14 protein-coding genes, 3 pseudogenes and 1 other annotated feature are annotated in these 16,032 nt (G+C 48.7%); of the genes and pseudogenes, 2 read left to right on the top strand and 15 right to left on the bottom strand.

The features are described from left to right. Positions 1-6 precede the first annotated feature (6 nt). Positions 7-1,950: an ABC-F family ATP-binding cassette domain-containing protein gene (locus JCM10914_RS01375; RefSeq protein ID WP_023956523.1), complete on the bottom strand. Its 1,944-nt coding sequence runs from the start codon at positions 1,948-1,950 to the stop codon at positions 7-9. Between the two features lie 54 nt (positions 1,951-2,004). Here JCM10914_RS01375 and JCM10914_RS29145 point away from each other — a divergent pair, with 54 nt between their 5' ends. After that, the gene (locus JCM10914_RS29145; protein ID WP_162472388.1) at positions 2,005-2,142 is read left to right on the top strand and encodes a hypothetical protein; all 138 of its coding nucleotides are present in this window, start codon (positions 2,005-2,007) and stop codon (positions 2,140-2,142) included. A gap of 198 nt (positions 2,143-2,340) precedes the next feature. On the opposite strand, the gene JCM10914_RS01370 is transcribed toward JCM10914_RS29145, so the two are convergent. Together JCM10914_RS01370 and lspA are read right to left on the bottom strand one after the other, a co-directional pair. Next, a complete protein-coding gene (locus JCM10914_RS01370) occupies positions 2,341-3,297 on the bottom strand; it encodes an RluA family pseudouridine synthase (RefSeq protein WP_036716866.1) in 957 nt (318 codons plus the stop codon). Between the two features lie 8 nt (positions 3,298-3,305). Then, complete coding sequence (gene lspA / locus JCM10914_RS01365; RefSeq protein WP_023956519.1) at positions 3,306-3,806, bottom strand: signal peptidase II; 501 nt, start codon at positions 3,804-3,806, stop codon at positions 3,306-3,308. A 216-nt stretch (positions 3,807-4,022) separates the two neighbouring features. On the opposite strand from lspA, the pseudogene JCM10914_RS01360 reads away from it, so the two are divergent. Continuing rightward, positions 4,023-4,760: pseudogene (locus JCM10914_RS01360) on the top strand (TraR/DksA C4-type zinc finger protein). Between the two features lie 72 nt (positions 4,761-4,832). Here JCM10914_RS01360 and JCM10914_RS01355 read toward each other — a convergent pair. The 12 genes and pseudogenes from JCM10914_RS01355 to spoIIGA all read right to left on the bottom strand — a co-directional run bounded on the left by JCM10914_RS01355 (position 4,833) and on the right by spoIIGA (position 15,751). Beyond that, positions 4,833-5,201 carry a DUF5665 domain-containing protein gene (locus JCM10914_RS01355; protein WP_023956513.1) on the bottom strand — a complete coding sequence of 123 codons (369 nt, stop codon included), beginning with the start codon at positions 5,199-5,201 and terminating at the stop codon, positions 4,833-4,835. A gap of 152 nt (positions 5,202-5,353) precedes the next feature. Further along, positions 5,354-8,441 (bottom strand): annotated as a pseudogene (gene ileS, locus JCM10914_RS01350) (isoleucine--tRNA ligase). Positions 8,442-8,519: 78 nt separating this feature from the next. Next, positions 8,520-8,800: a binding site (T-box leader), on the bottom strand. A gap of 66 nt (positions 8,801-8,866) precedes the next feature. Further along, entirely contained in the window at positions 8,867-9,361 is a 495-nt protein-coding gene (locus JCM10914_RS01345) for a DivIVA domain-containing protein (protein WP_023956505.1), read from the bottom strand. 170 nt (positions 9,362-9,531) lie between these two features. Next, a complete protein-coding gene (locus tag JCM10914_RS01340; RefSeq protein WP_023956503.1) occupies positions 9,532-10,314 on the bottom strand; it encodes an RNA-binding protein in 783 nt (260 codons plus the stop codon). 14 nt (positions 10,315-10,328) lie between these two features. Next, positions 10,329-10,592, bottom strand: coding sequence for a YggT family protein (locus JCM10914_RS01335; protein ID WP_023956501.1), 264 nt, complete (start codon positions 10,590-10,592; stop codon positions 10,329-10,331). A 14-nt stretch (positions 10,593-10,606) separates the two neighbouring features. Then, positions 10,607-11,053 (bottom strand): cell division protein SepF, encoded by a 447-nt coding sequence (locus JCM10914_RS01330; RefSeq protein ID WP_023956499.1) that lies wholly within the window; start codon positions 11,051-11,053, stop codon positions 10,607-10,609. Positions 11,054-11,055: 2 nt separating this feature from the next. Further along, complete coding sequence (locus JCM10914_RS01325; RefSeq protein ID WP_023956497.1) at positions 11,056-11,745, bottom strand: YggS family pyridoxal phosphate-dependent enzyme; 690 nt, start codon at positions 11,743-11,745, stop codon at positions 11,056-11,058. Between the two features lie 8 nt (positions 11,746-11,753). Further along, positions 11,754-12,616 (bottom strand): annotated as a pseudogene (gene pgeF, locus JCM10914_RS01320) (peptidoglycan editing factor PgeF). A gap of 77 nt (positions 12,617-12,693) precedes the next feature. Continuing rightward, the gene (locus JCM10914_RS01315) at positions 12,694-13,026 is read right to left on the bottom strand and encodes a YlmC/YmxH family sporulation protein (protein ID WP_036716737.1); all 333 of its coding nucleotides are present in this window, start codon (positions 13,024-13,026) and stop codon (positions 12,694-12,696) included. 113 nt (positions 13,027-13,139) lie between these two features. Continuing rightward, positions 13,140-13,922: an RNA polymerase sporulation sigma factor SigG gene (gene sigG / locus JCM10914_RS01310; RefSeq protein WP_006209087.1), complete on the bottom strand. Its 783-nt coding sequence runs from the start codon at positions 13,920-13,922 to the stop codon at positions 13,140-13,142. Between the two features lie 76 nt (positions 13,923-13,998). Continuing rightward, positions 13,999-14,721 carry an RNA polymerase sporulation sigma factor SigE gene (sigE, locus tag JCM10914_RS01305; protein WP_023956489.1) on the bottom strand — a complete coding sequence of 241 codons (723 nt, stop codon included), beginning with the start codon at positions 14,719-14,721 and terminating at the stop codon, positions 13,999-14,001. 76 nt (positions 14,722-14,797) lie between these two features. After that, positions 14,798-15,751, bottom strand: coding sequence for a sigma-E processing peptidase SpoIIGA (spoIIGA, locus tag JCM10914_RS01300; protein WP_081739729.1), 954 nt, complete (start codon positions 15,749-15,751; stop codon positions 14,798-14,800). Between the last annotated feature and the right edge of the window lie 281 nt (positions 15,752-16,032).

Genomic DNA, 16,032 nt, shown 5'->3' with positions numbered 1-16,032 from the left:
CGCAGATCACTCCGAACATTCCATCCATTCCTGTAGTAATTGATCCCGCTTCGCTTGCAGCGCTTCGAGCTCATCCCATCGTTGTGTCAGAGTCGCCAAGTGATCATCGCTACCTGCAGTGCTATCAGCTTCCAGCCGCTCGTTCATCGCCTGAATAAGTGCCTCGATACGAGTTATCTCTTTCTCAATCTCACTGGATCGTTCCTGAGCCGTGATTACTTCATTATTTGGCTGATGTGGCCGATCTCGGCGCACTACATTTATATTTTCAGTCTTTCCCCTTACATCCATGTTCAAAGACGATTCTAACATAACCTTCTTTTCTCGATAGTCATCATAATTGCCATGATATACCGTTAATCTGCCTTGATGCAGTTCCCACACCTTCTGCGACAAGCGGTTGATAAAATAACGATCATGTGAAATCGCAAGGATGGTTCCCGCATATTCCGCGAGCGCTTCTTCCAGAGCCTCCCGGGATGCGATATCCAGATGATTGGTCGGTTCATCAAGCAGAAGCAAATTGGGTTTGTCGTGAATCAGAAGTGACAGACGCAGCCTCGTCCATTCCCCTCCGGATAGAGCACCTATGGTCTTGAACACCGCCGATCCGAAAAACAAATATTTGGCCAATATCCCGCGTGCCTCTCCTACCTCGACTCCTGCCTGTTCACGAAAATATTCGAGAACGGTCTGTTTCGGATTCTCCGGTTCCTCCTCTTGGGCCAGGTAACCGATGTCCACGCTGGCTCCTATGGAGAAATCGCCTGCCTGAGGCTGAACTTCACCCAGCAATACCTTGAACAGTGTCGTTTTGCCGCTCCCATTCACACCAAGCAACACCGCTTTCTCTCCATATTCCAGAAGTCCGCTGATGTTGTTAAGGAGAGGCTCCGACCATTCAGACTCCTGAAATGCAACCTGGACTTGATCAAATGAGACGACGCGCCGGCCGGAACGGTCCTGTGGATCCAAATCGAATGCTGCTTGTTTACGTTCCAGCACCGGTCGCTTGATGATCTCAATTCGCTCAAGAGCTTTACGCATGGAAGCTGCTCGTTTGAAAAATTTCTCTCCACCGCCAAGCCGTCCGAATTCCTCCAGTTGTTTGATCGATTCTTTCATTTTTTTGATGATTTTCTGCTGCTCCTGAAAGTCAGCGAATTGCTGAAGAAGGCGTTCTTCCTTGCCCTTCATGTATGAAGTATAATCACCACTCGCGGTATAAATCTCCCCATCTTCAAGTTCCACAATCCGGGTAACTACGCGATCCAGAAAATAACGATCGTGAGATATCATGATGCATGTTCCTGAATACTCCCTGATATATCGTTCAAGCCATTCCAAGCGCGTCAAATCCAGATGATTGGTCGGTTCATCGAGCAGCAGCACGTCAGGTTGAACGATGAGCTGAGCAGCCAGCATCACCCGCGTCTTCTCTCCGCCCGATAACGAAGCAAAAGGCTGACCGTAATCATTTTTGTCGATGTCCAGCCCCGATGCAATCTGATCCACGACGGCTTCCATGCTGTACCCGCCCTTAGCTTCAAATCGTTCCTGGACCGCGGCATAACGCTGCAGCACCCGCTCCAGCTCGCCAGCTTGATCTTGAACCGCCGCGTCCCCCATCTTCCTTTCCAACTCGGCCATCTCTTCCCGATCGTCATGCAGCTGGCTCAATCCTTGTGATAACACTTCGAGCACCGTCAAGTTCTCCTTTTCGCTGGGCACCTGTTCCAAGTACCCCACGTTCAGTCCCTTCTTCATCGCGATTTCGCCCTGACTAGGCTGCTCACTTCCGGCGAGGAGTCGCATGAGGGTCGTTTTGCCACTTCCGTTCGGTCCAATAAGGCCCACCTTCTCACCTTGCTTGATCTCAAGCGATATGTTATCAAAGATTTGATTGGCTCCGTGGTAATGGGTTGCGTTTCGTACATTTATAATGTTCATAGTTGGTTTCCTCCTGAGTCCGTGATTCGAACTGTGTAATGATGGAGAAGAACCTTGCAGCTACATGTACAACAACAAAAAAGCCTGCAGAGCAAGCTCCGCAGACCCTATGCAAACATGAAGCCGATCAAACGGCTTAGTCCGTACAGGCAGGCAGGTGACTTCTCGCGATGGTACATACCGTATTTGTGAAATTGGACAGACTTCTCCCGTTGAAAGAAAAAGTGTGAACAATGCCAGTAATTGCCAAAGGCAACTGGCTAATACGGTTGTTGTCCATCTCGTGATTCATCCTGCCTCACCTCCTTTTTAATAACTCACCACACTATAACACAGCAGCCTGGTAAGATCAACGCTTTACCCAGCGTAGGCGATAAGAAAAAAGAGCCGTTACCGGCTCCTTAAATTGTGCAGCAATTCTTCCATGTCGTTCGGCATTACTGCCGAAAATTCTATATACTCCCCTGTGGAGGGATGATCAAAGCCCAATACGGCAGCATGAAGCGCTTGTCCGTTCAACTTGATCCCTTTACTCTTGCCGTATACAGGATCGCCAACCAATGGGTGCCCAATATATTTCATATGAACGCGAATTTGATGGGTTCTGCCGGTCTCCAACTTCAGCTCCAGCAGACTGTAGTCTCCGAAGCGCTCGACCACCGTAAAATGCGTAACGGCGTGCTTGCTGTTCCGATCGGTAACCGTGTACAGCTTCCGGTCGTGTGGATCGCGGCCAAGCGGCGCATCGACCGTTCCCTGATCATGGCTAATGTTACCGTGCACCAAGGCCAGATAACGACGATTGACACTATGTTCTTTCAGTTGTGCTGCAAGCGAAGCATGAGACTTATCATTCTTGGCGGCCATAATGAGTCCCGTTGTATCCTTGTCGATTCGATGGACGATCCCGGGCCGGAGCTCACCATTAATTCCAGACAGATCCTTGCAGTGATACATGAGCGCATTAACGAGTGTACCTGCCTCATGACCAGGTGCAGGATGAACGACCATGCCTCTGGGTTTGTTAACGACGATAACATCCGCATCCTCGTAAGCAATATCCAGGTGAATGTCCTGTGCTTCGATCTCAACGGCAGCTGGCTGTGGCACGCTAAGCTTAATTCGATCGCCAGCGTTCAGCTTATAGTTCGATTTAACGTTCGAATCATTAACCAGGACATGTCCATCCGTGATCCATAACTGAATCTGAGAGCGAGATACCTCATCCTCCAGAGCATCGGTTATGTATTTATCTATACGCAATTTCGCTGCCTCGGCTCCGGCCGTCCACTCATGAATGCCTTGCTCTTGGTCAGCGTCTCCATCCCAGTTCGTCATTTCAGACATACCCAAGCTTATTCATTCCCTTCTGTACCAGACACATCACTTGCTGACTTCAACTTCTCCCGTCTTCCTTCCAGAAGCGTATCCAATATAATCAAGCCTACACCAATCACGATACAGGAATCTGCAATATTAAAAATCGGGAAGGTGTAATTTCCGAAATTAAACATCAGGAAATCCACAACTTCTCCCATCACCAATCGGTCGATAAAATTACCCAAAGCACCGCCGAGCACAAGCGCAAGCGCCGTTGGCAACAATTTACGTCCTTCTTTAATCATTTTGCCAAGATACCAGATCACTCCACCCACGACGATAACCGTGACGATAATGAAGAACCATAATTGATCCTGGAGTATGCCGAAGGCAGCCCCGCGGTTTCGACTGGATGTGATTACAAAGAAATTGCCGATAACAGGGATCTGCTCATAAAGCTCGAGTCTGGACGCAATCAGGTATTTCGTTCCTTGGTCGATGAGAAATAATACAAAAGCAATGAGATAATATACCACTGGTTCATGTCACTCCGTTCTTATCTTCTCCACAGTCGGCTGGAAATCTTCACCGCCTGACTGGACGTAACTCGTCTATTGTAGCACAGCGGTTCTGAAATCGTCCATTCCTCCCCAATGCCGAGAACATTTTCCGTCAGTAAAAGCGCTGCGATGGGTGCACCCTATGGTTATGAACAGATAAACCAATCGAATGACCGTGAAAGGAGCTGTGACATGTCGCATCTGACCCAGGAGCAAATCAAGCAGTTGCAGCAGAAATTGATGGAGCGGAAGGTTGAACTGGAACGCCGCTTTATCTACAACGATCAGCATGGACTTGGTGAATCCGAACGAGATCAGACCGGCGAGTTATCCCATATCGATAATCATCGGTGACTTGGCTACCGAACTGTACGAACGCGAGAAAGATCTGGCATTACAGGATCGGGTCGACTTGGAATTGCAGCGCGTGATCTTCTCCCTTGAGAACATACATCATGGCCGTTATGGGGTCTGTACGATTTGTGGTCAACCGATTCCATACGAACGTCTGGAAGCTGTACCCGATACTCAATATTGCATCAAAGATACACCTCGGGAACATTTATCCTTCCAACGTCCGGTTGAAGAAGAGGTAATGGCTCCGCCGTTTGGCAAGTCCAGCATGGACGAGCATGATTACGCAGCGTTCGACGGGGAAGATGCTTGGCAGATTGTTGAGAGCTGGGGCACGTCCAATACGCCCGCGATGGCGGAAAACAACGATGTGGACAGTTATGACGAGATGGCGATTGAGAACGGCGATGATCTTGGCGGCTTTGTTGAACCTACGAGAATTTCGTGGCAACCAACATCGATGGTTCAGAAGTATTTGTCGTGCGGAGCCCTCAATATCAAGATTATCTCAGCCGCGGCGAAGGCAGCTACCTGCTTGATCCGCATGCGGATCCGGAAGACGACACACAATCATAATCATCATCGGTCGGTAGAAAAACAACCCTTCTGCCGACCCTACATAATCGCTAGCACACGAATCTGACCTGATTATCTCAATTCCAGTTGCCGCTGTACAATCCGGACAATATCCGCGATATAATCACCGATGATGGGCAGGTTCAATGCACCCAGCGCCTGCAACAAGTAAATGATCGTCGCTGCAAAAAAAGTGAACCCGATCGCAATCCCGACGCCTCTGGCAGTACCGGCAAGCAAATTCGTGCCGATAAGCTTCCACGGTCGATTCAGCAGCTGCGTATAATCGGCGATTCGTGACTTCTCAAGTTGCTGTGCAATCTCTGTCGTCATGCGATGAATCGCACTCAACTTGTCCACCTCATCATCGAGCGCTGGATTAACCGCCTCGTTCTGCTCTGTTTTGTTCTCTTTGTGCTCCTTATTCATTTGATCAGCCATATGCCCCCACCCCTTATACACAACATATCCTAATTAATATGCATCGGTTGCAAGAATATCATTCGAACAACACATTTGAGGTAAATCTGATCACAAAAAAAGCTGTACACGAAAGTGAACAGCTACTTTACGCATACAGCTTCTATATTATGTTAAGAGATGTTAATGCCGATGGTTTTGCCGCCGAGTTCCACCCGCTCCATGACATCGGATGAGCCGAACTGCAGCTCATTGACGAGTACATTCTCACGGAGAACAACTTCGAAGGCCACAATCGCCGCCGTCAGTTCCTCATCGGTATCCAGCTTCAAATCTACCGTTTCTCGATCGGGAGATCCAGCTTCTTGCGCGTGTCCTGCACGGCACGTACGACCTCTCGCACCCAACCCTCCTGTTCCAACTCTGGGGTGATGTCGGTATTGAGGGCCACCGTCAGTCCATAACCCGATGCAGAGGCGAAACCTTCCTTCGCCTTCTTCTCCACCAGCAGCTCCTCAGCCGTAATCTGGAGCTCTTCCCCTTCCGGTGACGTGATGTTGAGGCCGCCATTCTGAACAACCGTCCGCGTCTCATCACTGTTCATCCCCTTCAGGAATCCTTGCAAGAAGCCGATATTCTTCCCGTATTTCTTACCGGCAACCTTGAGGTTCATCTTTAAGATGAAGTCAACAAAGCCACTGTCACTCGTCTCTACCTGAATTTGCTTCACGTTAATTTCGTCTTTGATGATCGCCTCATAACCGGAGAGGTCAAATTCACGATCCATCGAGACGATCAGCTCTGCAAGCGGCTGGCGCGTCTTGATCGCCGTCTCATTACGGACGTTACGGGCCAGCTCCACAATCTGTCTTGCCGTTTCCATGTCCTGCTCCAGCGCCTTGTCGATCATCGCCTCATCCGCTTGCGGGAAGTCTGCTAAATGCACGCTTTCTCCTCCACCGAGATTGACATAGATGTCCTCGGACAGCATCGGTGTGAATGGAGCCATCAACTTCGACAACGTCAGCAGTACATGGGTAAGCGTGCCATAGGCAGCTAGCTTATCCTCACTGAGTCCACTTCCCCAGAAACGATCGCGCGAACGCCGGATATACCAGTTGCTAAGCTCATCAACGTAGGCTTCTATTCCTTTGGCTGCATTTAGGAAGTCATTAACGGACAGTCCCTTGTCTACCAACTGGATCAAGCTATTGAGACGAGAGAGAATCCAGCGGTCCAGCTTGTTGTCAGATCCCTTGAACTCGTGTTCGCTCGGGTTATACCCGTCAATTCCGGCATACAGCGTTAAGAACGCATGCGTATTCACCAGCGTATCGACGACCTTGGACTTCGCTTCGCCAACAATGCCTTTGGAGAAGCGCTTGCTGTTCCACGGTGCACTGTCTGCCAGCAAAGCCCAACGGAAAGCGTCTGTGCCATATTCCTCGATGATCTCCCAAGGGTCGATAACATTCCCCTTGGACTTAGACATCTTCTGGCCGTTCTCATCCAAGATATGCCCTGTTGCCATGACGGCTTTATAAGGCGCTTTTCCTGTAAACAGCGTCGATACAGCCAGCAGGCTGTAGAACCAGCCGCGGGTCTGGTCGATTCCCTCACAGATCATATCTGCCGGATATTGCTGTTCGAACCGGTCTTCGCCTGCAAACGGATAGTGATATTGGGCGAATGGCATCGAGCCACTATCAAACCATACATCGATTACCTCAGAAGTACGTTCCATTACGCCGCTCTTACAGTGAGGACACTTCACCTTCACCTCATCCACATAAGGTTTGTGCAGCTCCAAATCCTCCGATACCTCACCAACCGCATGAGCTCGGAGATCCGCTATACTATGGGGCGCATACTGACCATCACACGAATCGCATACCCAGACGTTCAGCGGTGTTCCCCAGTAGCGGTTACGGCTAATATTCCAATCCACCAAATCCTCGAGGAATTTACCGAAGCGACCGTCACGGACATGACCTGGATACCATGTGACTGAGTTATTGTTCGCGATCAACTGCTCCTTAACGGCCGTCGTCTCAATGAACCAGCTCTCCATCGCATAGTAGAGCAGTGGAGACTTACAGCGCCAGCAGAACGGATAACTGTGCTCGTACTTCTCTTTGCTATACAGAAGGCCCTTCTCCGAAAGCATCTTCACGATGTCTATATCGCAATCCTTAACAAAACGTCCAGCAAAATCCGTTACCTCATCGGTATAACGTCCCTGACCATTCACGACGCTCACGAAGCTGATTCCGTTCTCGCGGCATACGCGATAATCGTCTTCACCGTGCGCTGGTGCCAAATGCACGATACCGGTACCACTGGAATCGGTGACAAATGCAGCTCCGACTACAACGTTAGTCTTCTCTGCCTGCACGTATGGGAATGGAGGGTCATACGTCTGAGCGACCAACTCCGCACCTTTCATCGTAGACAATACCGTATATTCGCCCTTCATCACGTCCTCGACGAGATTCTTCGCCACGATATAGATACCGTCCTCCTGCTGTACGCGTGCATAATCCATATCCGGGTTCACGGCGAGCGCCACATGAGAAGGCAAGGTCCACGGTGTAGTCGTCCAAGCCAAGATATACTCACCGCTGTCATGCAGTTTAAATTTCGCTGTCGCGCTCAGATCCTTAACATCTTCATAGCCTTGGGCCACCTCGTGAGACTGAGGGTCGTCTGACAACACGGACAATATGGGCTTACGCGGTGACCGCGATACAGCAGCCCTTTATCATGAATCGTTGCGAGTATGTTCCATACACTCTCAATATACTCATTCTTAAGTGTGATATAAGGATCGTCCAGGTCGGTCCAGTAAGCGATCGCTTCCGTCAATTCCCGCCATTTGTGCTCATACTCGAATACGCTGGCCTTACATTTCTTGATGAACGCTTCGACGCCGTAGTTCTCGATCTCTTGCTTACCGGATATGCCGAGCTGCTTCTCTACGCCAAGCTCCACCGGCAGCCCGTGTGTATCCCAGCCGGCTTTACGAACAACATGATACCCTTTCATCGTCTGATAACGACCGACGAAATCCTTAATGACCCGGCCCAGCACGTGACCGATATGCGGCGCGCCATTCGCAGTCGGTGGTCCTTCATAGAATACGTAATTTGGTTTACCGGCACGCAGCTCAATCGATTTCTTGAATGTATTCTCCTGGCTCCATTTGTTTAGAATACGCAGTTCTCTGGCCCGCGCCTTCTCTTTCACGTCTACTCTGTTCATGCCAATCTTCCTTTCGCCAAATGCGTAAATGTTCATGATTATGTTTGGTGCTGGAATCAAAAAAGGCCCCCGCCCCTAGAAAGGGACGAGAACCTGTTCTCGCGATACCACCCTAATTCTGCTGATCTCCTTATCATAAAGCAGGAGCAAGTTCAGCAGCACCTTAAAGTCCAAGTCCATTACTACAGACATGGTCCGATATAACGTTCGGCTGACGGCTCAGCTTACTCACGTTCTATGACGCTTTAAGCTTCGCTTCTCCGGGATGATCTTCTGCTAAGTCTGAACACCGGCTTTCAGCGGATGCCGGCTCTCTGAGGGACAGAACTTATACATACTATTCCCATCAAGGAATTTACGTTGTGATTCAACAATATGATATTAGTTATAGTCCTTTTCCGTCAAAAAGTCAACCTGGTATCCGCCTAGTATACTTCCTTAGGCTCCAGACTTGGCTCACGGCTCTCGAGCGACTCCCAGCCATCGTGCTTCAGAAGCTCAAGCTGCGCTTCCACGAGCGAGCGGAAACGGGTACGATAGATCGAAGCCTGCTTCTTCAACTCTTCCACTTCCATGGCAACCTTACGGGACTTGCCAAGCGAATCATTGATAATCCGATCTGCATTCTTCTCGGCTTCCTTCACGATCAGTTGCGCTTCTTTCTTCGCGTTATGCTTCAACTCGTCTGCAGCTTCCTGAGCTACGATAATGGTCTTCGACAAGGTCTCTTCGATATTGGAGAAATGATCAAGCTTCTCCTGCATCGTCATCAGTTGATTGCCAAGCTCCTTGTTCTCGCGGATTACGCTCTCATAGTCTTTAATAATCTGATCTAAAAATTCGTTGACCTCGTCTTCGTCATAACCCCGGATTCGACGGTTGAACTCCTTGTTATGTATGTCAAGCGGTGTCAATGGCATTGGTGCGCACCTCCTAAAGATATGGATCTTATCGTTACCGGGATTGCTATACAGCACCCGTCCGTAAGACTAAAGCGGTCATCCTGGTTTATCGGCAAATCGCCAGTATTTATTAACCATTCTTCTATAAATATTAACTTTCGACAAAAAAACGGCAATTCCTTCAAAGGTCAGGCATATTTCCCGACCTTGATACGGTACCGCCCTTTTTTCGTCAGGCCGCCTGTCTCCAATATTTTGAACCGTCCGAAGCCTTGGATAGAAACGACGTCGCCATCTTTTAGATTGGTGGATGGATCCTCTTCAACCTTCCAGTTCACCCTGCATCTTCCCGCCTTTATAGGCACGACAATCTTGGTGCGACTGATCCGATAAGCATCGCTGGCAATGCCGTCCAGTCTCATGGAGGATACCGTAATATCCATTTCTTCAAAATTCGTAACAGCTATCTTCAGTTGGTCCAGTGGCAACAGTTCGGTCATCACATGAACTTTATGAACCTGACTCAGATTGAGGTGCAAATACGAGCTGATATCCTCCGTAACAACCGTATGACAGCCGCCTTCATGCACATGAATATCGCCGATCTTGGAGCGTTTGATGCCAAGCCCCAGAATCGAGCCCATGTAATCGCCATGCTCCAGCTCCAGAAATTTCTGATCCCCGGAAGTTATGCTAAGCACTTTCATCTTGAAATCCTCGTGATGCAGATCGCGATAATCCGGAGCAATCAATGCGCGTACTCGTTCAGCTCGGTCGTGACCGCCTAGATATAAGGCATGAGCGTCCGGGTGACGATTAACGAGCGATTCCAGAATAAAGCGCTGACGAGGATCGAGAAAATCAGTGAGCTTCAGCTCATGGTATTGCCCTGCGTTGACGACCCATTCCCAAGCCCGATCTACGAATTCACGCTCGTCCTTGTGAAAATGATCGTAAATGTCTAGTTTCATGCCCACGTCACCCGCTACAAGATAAACTCAAGGATCGCGAATACCCCGCGCTGGGCCAACTGCAGTACGAACAGTGCCACGATTGGGGAGATATCGATCATCCCCATAATCGGCGGAATAAACCGACGAAACGGGGCTAGGTAAGGCTCTACCAATTTACCAAGAAGCTCACCAATAAAACTCTCTCTTACATTCGGAAGCCAGGACATCAAGACATAAATCAATATCATGTAAAAATAAATCTGGAATAGTGTTGCAACAATACTATAAATTTGCATCGTCAAAGCCTAAATCACCTCATCCTGTTATAATCATGCTCGTCTGCCAAAATCTCTGAGATCGCGCCTTGAATTTCGACGGTATCCGGTGTACACAGAAAAATATTGCCGCCCACCTTCGAAATTCCACCACTAAGGGCATATACCGTTCCGCTTAGAAAGTCGATGATCCGCAGCGCCTGATCGTTACGCACGCGCTGGAGGTTCACGACGACCGTCCGGAAGGAGCGAAGATGGTCCGCAATCTCCTGTGCTTCATCATATGAACGAGGTTCCACTAATACAACCTTCACGTTCTTCTGAGAATGAATACTTACAATGTTGCCGTTCTTCTGGTTCTTGCGTTGATCGAATGGCGTTGCCTCGGTAGGCTCGTCCTGCGCAGCTAGCACCTCGCGCTCCACAACTTCCTCCTCCTCCTGCAATCCCAAGAAATTCATAAACTTGTTCATAACGCCCATCGTCAATCCTCCTCTTTCCCTACTAAAATGGAGCCGAGACGTACCCAAGTCGCCCCTTCCTCAATGGCCACTTCAAAATCATTGGACATGCCCATCGACAATTCAGTCAATGGTTCGGCCGTAAGCGCCTGTTCATTCAGCTCATCTCTTAGTTGTCGTAGACCACGAAACACGGGACGTGTCATCTCCGCTGACGATTCATAGGGAGCCATGGTCATGAGTCCGATCACCTTTACGTGCGAAAGACTGTTTATTTCTTTCAGGAAGCTCGCAGCGGCTTCAGGAGGCATTCCATACTTAGATTCCTCACCCGAAATGTTCACCTGCAAGAAAGCAGACACTTGGAGATTCAGTGCCGCCGCTCTCTTCTCGAGTTCACGGGCCAGCGATATCCGGTCAAGGGAGTGAATATAGCGAAACTTATCAATCACTTCCCTCACCTTGTTGGTCTGAAGATGACCGATGAAATGCCAGTCCCCTTGACTTCCAAGAGCGTCCCACTTCGCCTGTGCATCCTGCCAGCGGTTCTCGCCAATATGGTGCAAACCGTGTTCCAGTACCGAAGCTGTCATATCCAAGGAGACGTATTTTGTGACCGCAATAACATGAACGTCATCGCGGTTCCTGCCGCTCCGGCGGCAAGCCTCCGTAATTCGCTGTTCCACTTGATCGATACGTTCCATCAAACTCAAGGGACGACTCACCTCTCTCTCATCCCAATCCAGCTCGCCATGCGACCTGTTGTGCCTCCATCTTTGCGATAGGAGAAGAACAAATCGTTATTGCAGCTTGTACACCACGATGTACATTCGATATGTTCCGCCAATATTCCTGCTTTAATCATAATGTGTCTGTTTATTTCTTTCAAGTTCAGCATGTATTTTCCGTTTCCTTTGTCGATATACATCGCTTTACTCGACTCAGAATTTTCCATTACGGCAGGCACAGACGCAAGGTTTCGCACATGATTCATTACCCTCTCATCCACCTCGTAGCAACACTCTCCGATAGATGGACCAATAGCAGTCCTGATATTTTGTGGTCGACTACCGAATTCCTGGGCCATACGTTCGACCATTTCGGATGCAATATTGGCTACGGTGCCCTTCCATCCGGCATGTGCCAGACCCACCACGGCAGCAATCGGATCCCAGAACAGCAGTGGTACACAATCGGCGTAAAAAGAAGTCAAGAGCACACCGGGCACTGCCGTCACGAGGCCATCCGCATCTTGAAAAGCACTCGCGCGGTCCAGACTTCCCTTGCCCCTGTCCCCTGCCCGAACAACGCTGATCTGATTGCCATGCACCTGCTCTCCACAGGTCCAATCCGACAGGTCGAAGCCAAGCGCAGCTGCCGTTAATCTCCGATTCTCCACCACATCGACTGGATCGTCGCCAACGTGAAAGGCAGATTTAAACCATGATAAGGTCCCTGGCTGATTCCGCCCTGTCGACCGGTGAATCCGGCAGTAAGCGTTCGGTTATGATGCTGGACTTGCTGCCATGACTCCAACATCAACAAGCTCGGCCCTGGTTGCCGGCGATTAACAAACGGTTCCATGATCGTTCACCTCGCTTACCAGTTTAACAGAAAACCGTCGCTGGAAACATATCAGTCAGAACTACGGACGCAGATCTTCAGTAATTTCGCCGATCCGGACGATCCAAATACGTTGTGGCTTCCTCTTCATCTGGTAGTCTGCGCAGCTCCTCCATCTTAACGAGCACGACATCCGAACCGATCTTCACGATATTTCGCCATGGTATAATTAATTCACTACCTCCGCCGAACAATCCCATAAACTTGCCATAGCTTGGAATGACAATCGCCTCGATTCGGCCTTGACGAAGATCCAGCTCCAGATCACTCACCTGACCAAGCCGCTTGCCGTCGATAATATTAATGACATCCTTAGTTTGAAAATCGGAAATTTTCATCTTTTTCCCCACCATTTGATTATCTGGTATCATTCGCATCACCCTTTGATTCAATATATGATCGGGTGAGGCAAATAAACTCAATTCCATTAAAAAAACGATCCCGTCAGCGGGATCGTTATGTTCGGTTTACTGTCTAAGCAACCTTAAGTCTTGACGTGTTTTTGCATCTGCTTGATCGCCGACTTCTCCAGCCTTGACACTTGCGCTTGAGAAATACCGATTTCATCGGCGACTTCCATCTGCGTCTTGCCCTCATAGAAGCGCATGGACAGAATCATTTTCTCACGTTGCCCAAGCTTGTGCATGGCTTCCCTAAGAGCGATCTCCTCGATCCATGATACATCCTTGTTCTTATCATCGCTGATCTGGTCCATCACATAGATTGGATCTCCACCATCGTGATATATCGGTTCAAACAAAGAAACGGGATCTTGAATAGCATCGAGTGCAAAAACAACGTCTTCCTTGGGCACATTCAGCGCTTCGGAGATTTCAAAAATCGTCGGTTCGCGCGAATTCGCATTCGTTAATTGATCTCTGACCTGCAGTGCTTTATAAGCAATATCGCGCAGTGACCTTGAGACGCGAATCGGGTTATTATCCCTTAAATAACGGCGTATTTCTCCAATAATCATCGGTACGGCATAGGTGGAGAATTTAACATTTTGCGATAGATCAAAATTGTCGATGGCTTTCATCAATCCGATACAACCGACCTGGAACAGATCATCAACAAATTCTCCCCGATTGTTAAACCGTTGAATGACGCTGAGAACGAGCCTCAGGTTTCCATTCACCAATTTTTCACGTGCGGATCGTTCATTGTTCTGCTGCAGATTGTGGAACAATTCCCGCATTTCCACGTTCGTCAGAACCGGTAATTTTGACGTATCCACACCACAAATTTCAACTTTGTTTCGCGTCATGATGACTAACCTCCAAGGAGAAACATTACTGTACATTATCTCCGAGGGGGGTTATTTTATTCCTTGCATTTTCCATTTACACCATCTTGTTGAATTCCTTGCGCAGTCGCTTAATAATTCTTTTTTCCAATCGGGAAATGTAGGATTGCGAAATGCCAAGCAAGTCGGCGACGTCCTTCTGCGTTTTTTCTTCTCCATCCTGAAGTCCGAAGCGAAGCTCCATAATCATCCGCTCCCGATCACTGAGTTTGTCCAACGCTTTTTGCAGCAGCTTGCGGTCTACCTGCTCTTCGATATTGCGGTAAATCGTATCATTCTCCGTGCCAAGCACGTCCGACAACAGCAATTCATTCCCGTCCCAATCGATGTTAAGCGGTTCGTCAAAAGAAACTTCGCTGCGTGTCTTGTTATTACGCCGCAGGTACATCAATATCTCATTCTCGATACAGCGCGAGGCATATGTAGCTAGCTTGATTTTCTTCTCCGGATCAAATGTATTGACAGCCTTAATCAAACCAATCGCACCGATCGATACCAAGTCCTCAATATTAATACCCGTGTTCTCAAATTTGCGGGCAATGTACACAACCAACCGCAGGTTACGTTCAATAAGCATCGCTCGGGTGGCCGCATCACCTGTCGGCAGCTTCTTCAGCAGATACTCTTCTTCCTCTTTCGATAGCGGCGGAGGCAACGCTTCGCTTCCCCCGATATAATAGATTTCCTGACTCTTCAATCCTAGTAAGAAAAGTACGCGATAATACTGCAGCTGCAGCGCTAATTTCCATTTAACGGGCATCTTTTATCCTCCTAAAATGTCATCCCTGTCCTTAAGGTTTCAAAGATTGTTCCTATCTTAATTCCTTCATACTCTCTTAACTAGCTGCGTCCGAACGGTGCAGCGGCATACCTTCACCTTCTGTTAAAGACGGGTGAATAATGGCACGGTACGCCTTGTCACCCGATAACGTCCCTCCGTCCAGGCCGATCAGCACTTTCGTTGATTCATACAGCTTCCCATCAAGCTCAATCTTGACCAGATCAGGCTTCAAGGCAAGCATGAATGCCGCACCGCGGTTCACCCCCCGGTAGGGCACGAGACGCAGCCGGTCCTGCCATAGAAACTCCTCTGGCATCAAATCCATAATCAGTCGATCCGGTTCACCGTCAAGAAGTCGCTGACTCCAGCCTGAGGGCAGATAATCGTCCCATAAAGCCGCTTCCATGACCATCACAGGCGTGCGTGTTAACGGATCGCATAATTGATTGCCGGTATCCAGCAGACCTGTGCAAGTGATGCTGGCATCCCCAATCCATACGGTGACATTACCAAGCAGGGTTTGGCGTTGATCGATTGAACGTTTGCTGGTCTGAACGGCTTTAAAAGCGAATACAACTACAAAAAAGGTAATGCACGCAAACCAAAAACCCACCTTCAACTCAAAAGACAGTCCTCCTGATGTCGTATACCATATCCCGCGAAACACATCTCCCGAGTTTTGGATCAAATAATGCACACCGATAATGCCTCCGGCCGCAGCAAAATTCACCATGTAAAAAGCCGTCAGATTTCGAATGTAGCTCTGCAAGCTCACAAAGCCGAATGCAATCCATAACATGATCAGTGATAATCCAAATTTAATCAGAAAGGTGTACAGAAACGACAACTGCGGGACAAACATCATGACGACATATAGCGCGCCAGTGACCGAAGAGAGTATCAATCGCCACCAAGTTGGCTTGATTCTGCGCATCCAGGCAGTCAATGCCAGTAAAATACCGTCAATCAACAGGTTCGCCAAAAAAATCAGATCAATATAAACAACCAGGCTTCTCACCTGCCTTGTCAAGATCCATTACCGCAACTTTATGTTTATTAGGGCTACGGGAGATGTTACTAGTATAAAAAGAATAGAATTCAAAGTCTGTCTAAACCTGTGGGGTAATCACGGACTTTTTTTGTCGAGGGAGCGAGTTTTTTCGTCGGTTCAGCCAGGAGCGGCTATTTCTCGTCAAGGTCCGATTCTAGCTTGCTAACTAGGAAGGGGTGCCACGCATCAAACCGCAAAAAAAATAAGCCTATCTTCATCATGATGACAAAGACAGGCTT

It is taken from the genome of Paenibacillus sp. JCM 10914 (genome assembly GCF_001315105.1).
Lineage (GTDB): Bacteria > Bacillota > Bacilli > Paenibacillales > Paenibacillaceae > Paenibacillus_AQ.
The sequence above is the reverse complement of the archived record's forward strand: the minus strand, read 5'-3'. Positions and strand labels throughout refer to the sequence as shown.

Bases quoted from the DNA above. Each gene is read 5' to 3' on its own strand.
- JCM10914_RS01375 (WP_023956523.1), bottom strand. From the start codon at position 1,950: ATGAACATTATAAATGTACGAAACGCAACCCATTACCACGGAGCCAAT.
- JCM10914_RS01370 (WP_036716866.1), bottom strand. From the start codon at position 3,297: ATGTCTGAAATGACGAACTGGGATGGAGACGCTGACCAAGAGCAAGGC.
- JCM10914_RS01355 (WP_023956513.1), bottom strand. From the start codon at position 5,201: ATGGCTGATCAAATGAATAAGGAGCACAAAGAGAACAAAACAGAGCAG.
- JCM10914_RS01345 (WP_023956505.1), bottom strand. From the start codon at position 9,361: ATGCCATTGACACCGCTTGACATACATAACAAGGAGTTCAACCGTCGA.
- JCM10914_RS01340 (WP_023956503.1), bottom strand. From the start codon at position 10,314: ATGAAACTAGACATTTACGATCATTTTCACAAGGACGAGCGTGAATTC.
- JCM10914_RS01335 (WP_023956501.1), bottom strand. From the start codon at position 10,592: ATGCAAATTTATAGTATTGTTGCAACACTATTCCAGATTTATTTTTAC.
- JCM10914_RS01330 (WP_023956499.1), bottom strand. From the start codon at position 11,053: ATGGGCGTTATGAACAAGTTTATGAATTTCTTGGGATTGCAGGAGGAG.
- JCM10914_RS01315 (WP_036716737.1), bottom strand. From the start codon at position 13,026: ATGATACCAGATAATCAAATGGTGGGGAAAAAGATGAAAATTTCCGAT.
- sigG (WP_006209087.1), bottom strand. From the start codon at position 13,922: ATGACGCGAAACAAAGTTGAAATTTGTGGTGTGGATACGTCAAAATTA.
- sigE (WP_023956489.1), bottom strand. From the start codon at position 14,721: ATGCCCGTTAAATGGAAATTAGCGCTGCAGCTGCAGTATTATCGCGTA.